Annotated in this window: 3 protein-coding genes; 2 read left to right on the forward strand and 1 reads right to left on the reverse strand. The window is 39.4% G+C overall.

Going from position 1 to position 2,823, the window contains the following annotated elements; all coding sequences use genetic code 11:
- Positions 1-15 precede the first annotated feature (15 nt).
- Positions 16-480: an IS91 family transposase gene (locus tag C200_RS12470; protein WP_257129686.1), complete on the reverse strand. Its 465-nt coding sequence runs from the start codon at positions 478-480 to the stop codon at positions 16-18.
- Positions 481-602: 122 nt separating this feature from the next.
- Here C200_RS12470 and C200_RS12475 point away from each other — a divergent pair, with 122 nt between their 5' ends.
- Both C200_RS12475 and C200_RS12480 read left to right on the forward strand, forming a co-directional pair.
- The gene (locus C200_RS12475) at positions 603-1,160 is read left to right on the forward strand and encodes a hypothetical protein (RefSeq protein WP_016212039.1); all 558 of its coding nucleotides are present in this window, start codon (positions 603-605) and stop codon (positions 1,158-1,160) included.
- A 176-nt stretch (positions 1,161-1,336) separates the two neighbouring features.
- Positions 1,337-2,686, forward strand: coding sequence for a DNA recombination protein RmuC (locus C200_RS12480; RefSeq protein ID WP_016212040.1), 1,350 nt, complete (start codon positions 1,337-1,339; stop codon positions 2,684-2,686).
- The last annotated feature ends 137 nt before the right edge of the window (positions 2,687-2,823 follow it).

Here is a 2,823-nt window from a genome sequence, read left to right on the forward strand (position 1 = left end):
AGATCAGCCTACTCTCTATTTGAGGTCGCGGCCAAAAGTATGTATGGCTGCAAAAATGCCAATTGTAATCCCTTTATCTTTTGCAGTTTTAAGCAGAGTTTCAGCCGCTTTCTTAACAAATTCATTTAACAGCCAACGGTTATAGAGGAAAAAAATACGAAATTCTTTGGGAATGGTAAAAGTGATGTGTTGATACTCACACTGAGGAAGAACGGCATTTTGTTCCTCAATCCAAATCTCTGTTGCTTTTTTGCCACATGCACTGCAAAAACGTGACTTACAGGTATAAGGTACAACTTTGGTATGAGAGCATTTAGAGCTGCTACAACAGTATTTTGAGTGACCCATCACGGTTGTGCCGCATGCAAGTACTTTAATCACGTTTTCCACAACGACATCACGGTGCTTGTCCATGTTAGCTATGAAGTCACGCCACCAATTGTGGGCAGTTTGAAGAAGATGTTTGACTGTGTTGAGCAATTATTTTTCTCTTAAAATAATGTCCTATAGTAGTGATTACGTTGAATTTAGCAAGGCCTTCCTAAAGCTGCCGACGCAGGAGGCCTCTTTTAACTTCGCCGTCTCACGCATTTCCAACGTTAGTGGCTATTGATAAACAGCTTGTTTTAAACTTGCAAAAAGTTGGTATTGATTATGATGATATATGGAGAGATTGTAAGGATAATCTCGAGCTTCAAGCGTTAGCTGCGACTACTGTAAACTCTGTTGAAAGTTGGCAAAAAGCCAAGCAGTTCATCGTTGTTAAATCAGCACTTGAGTCTTTTAATCCTGCACAATCATATCAGACACCTTTTAGTTTGATCACTGTGAATAAACGAGAAAATTTGCGTGATTTAAGGGGGTTATGCTCTGCGGTTGCAGCCTCAGAGGAGCACAGTGGCCTATTGGTGGGTGAGCTTGCTAGATTATTAAATCTTCCTACTAATAATGCATTAAAATTGGAGATTTGCCCAGAGGGTAATGCTGTATCGATGAACGATATAGATAATTATGTTAGTGTGCGCGAGTTGTTAGAGGGAGATCGTCGTGCTGAAGGTGATTTAGAGGCTGTTGGTGGAGAGTTATCTATGTTAATGCTAGAAGCGCATACAAAAACATCAGAAGCTGAGCAATTAAACTCGATGTCTTTAACGCACTGAAAAAGCATTGAAAGTTATAATAATCAGTTACTTTATGCTCAGTTGTGATGAAATAAAAAAAATAGTAAAAGCATTGTGTATGTCAAGTTAAAGGTGAATACATTAGCAGCATATGGGCATTTATGTTTAAATAGAGGACGATTTTAAATATTCAGTTATGAATATAGGGAAAATAAATGCTCGAGATTTTATTGGTTGTTTTTATTGCTTTAAACCTTGTTTTTATTGGGTTAAGTATATGGTTGATACGTCAGCGCAAAGGCCAATTAAACCAGCTGGATCAGCTTAATTATCAACGTTTAGAATGGACATCAGAGCAGGCGAAATTGCTTGAAAGAGTACATAATCATGAAGTTCAATATACGGGTTTAAAAGCAGAGCAGGCGAGAGATCATCAGGAATTAACTGGGTTATATCAGAAAACTGCTGAGCTTAAAACGGCTTTGAGTGAAAGAGAAAAGAAATTAATAGAGCAAGAAGAGTTTGTTCAACATGCAAAAAAACAGCTGATTGTTGAGTTTCAAAATGCTGCCAATGAGCTCTTTCAAGAGAAAGCCCAGTTATTATCCGCCCATAATGAAAAAGAACTGTCTCAACTTTTGCAGCCTTTTCGTGAGCAAGTAAAGCAGTTTTCTGAGCAGGTGAGTAAAACCTATGATCAGGAATCTAAAGACCGCGTGGCATTGCATCAGGAAATTACTCATTTAAAGGGTTTAAACCAAAAAATTGCGCAAGATGCAGTCGATTTGACTCAGGCTTTAAAAGGTCAGTCTAAAGTACAAGGGGATTGGGGGGAGCTGATTTTAGAGCGTGTGCTTGAGCTCTCTGGTTTAGAAAAAGGGCGTGAATATGAGACGCAACAAAGTTTTTCTACAGGGGGGCAGCATGTTCGCCCTGATGTTATTATCCGTTTGCCTGGGCAACGTGACGTGATCGTAGATGCTAAAGTCTCTCTAAGTGCTTATGAGCGTTATTGCCATGTTGATGATGCAAAAGCACAAAAAGACGCTTTAAAGCAGCATGTTATGTCACTACGTCAGCATGTTAAAGGCTTGGGAAGTAAAGATTATCAGGCATTGGCTCAGGTCAATTCATTGGATTTTGTCCTGTTGTTTGTTCCAATCGAAGCGGCGTTTTCGTGCGCAATGCATGAGGAGCCGAGTTTGTTAAATGAAGCCCTGGCTTTAAATATTATTTTAGTCACACCAACAACGCTGCTGGCAACGTTAAGAACGATTCAAAATCTATGGCGTTTAGAGCATCAAGCACAAAATACAAAAGAAATAGCGGATAAGGCTGGCCGTTTATATGACCGCTTTGTTGGTTTTATTGCTGATTTAGATAAAATAGGCCGAGGTTTAGAAAGTACGCAAAAAGCGTATGAAAGTGCTTATAGTAAGCTTTCTACTGGGCGAGGGAATTTGGTCAGGCAATCAGAGGCCTTAAAGAAGATGGGGGCCAATACCAGTAAGGCGATACCTGAACATTTGCTTGACCGTCATGATTATTCAGCGGAAGAGGTTTAGTCTTACTAAAATTAATTAGCTGGAGAGAAGGGCTTGAAGGTGTATGAAGCAATATGCGCTGTGGTTTGAGTTTGCTTTGTTGTAAAAATATGGCTGCGTACTGTTACTGTTATAAGATGTAGAACTTTAGATCTAAT

Origin of the sequence: Piscirickettsia salmonis LF-89 = ATCC VR-1361, assembly GCF_000297215.2 — a bacterium.
GTDB lineage: Bacteria > Pseudomonadota > Gammaproteobacteria > Piscirickettsiales > Piscirickettsiaceae > Piscirickettsia > Piscirickettsia salmonis.

What these genes read in the sequence shown, in the direction of transcription:
- C200_RS12480 (WP_016212040.1), top strand. Translation starts at nt 1,337, where the DNA reads ATGCTCGAGATTTTATTGGTTGTTTTTATTGCTTTAAACCTTGTTTTT.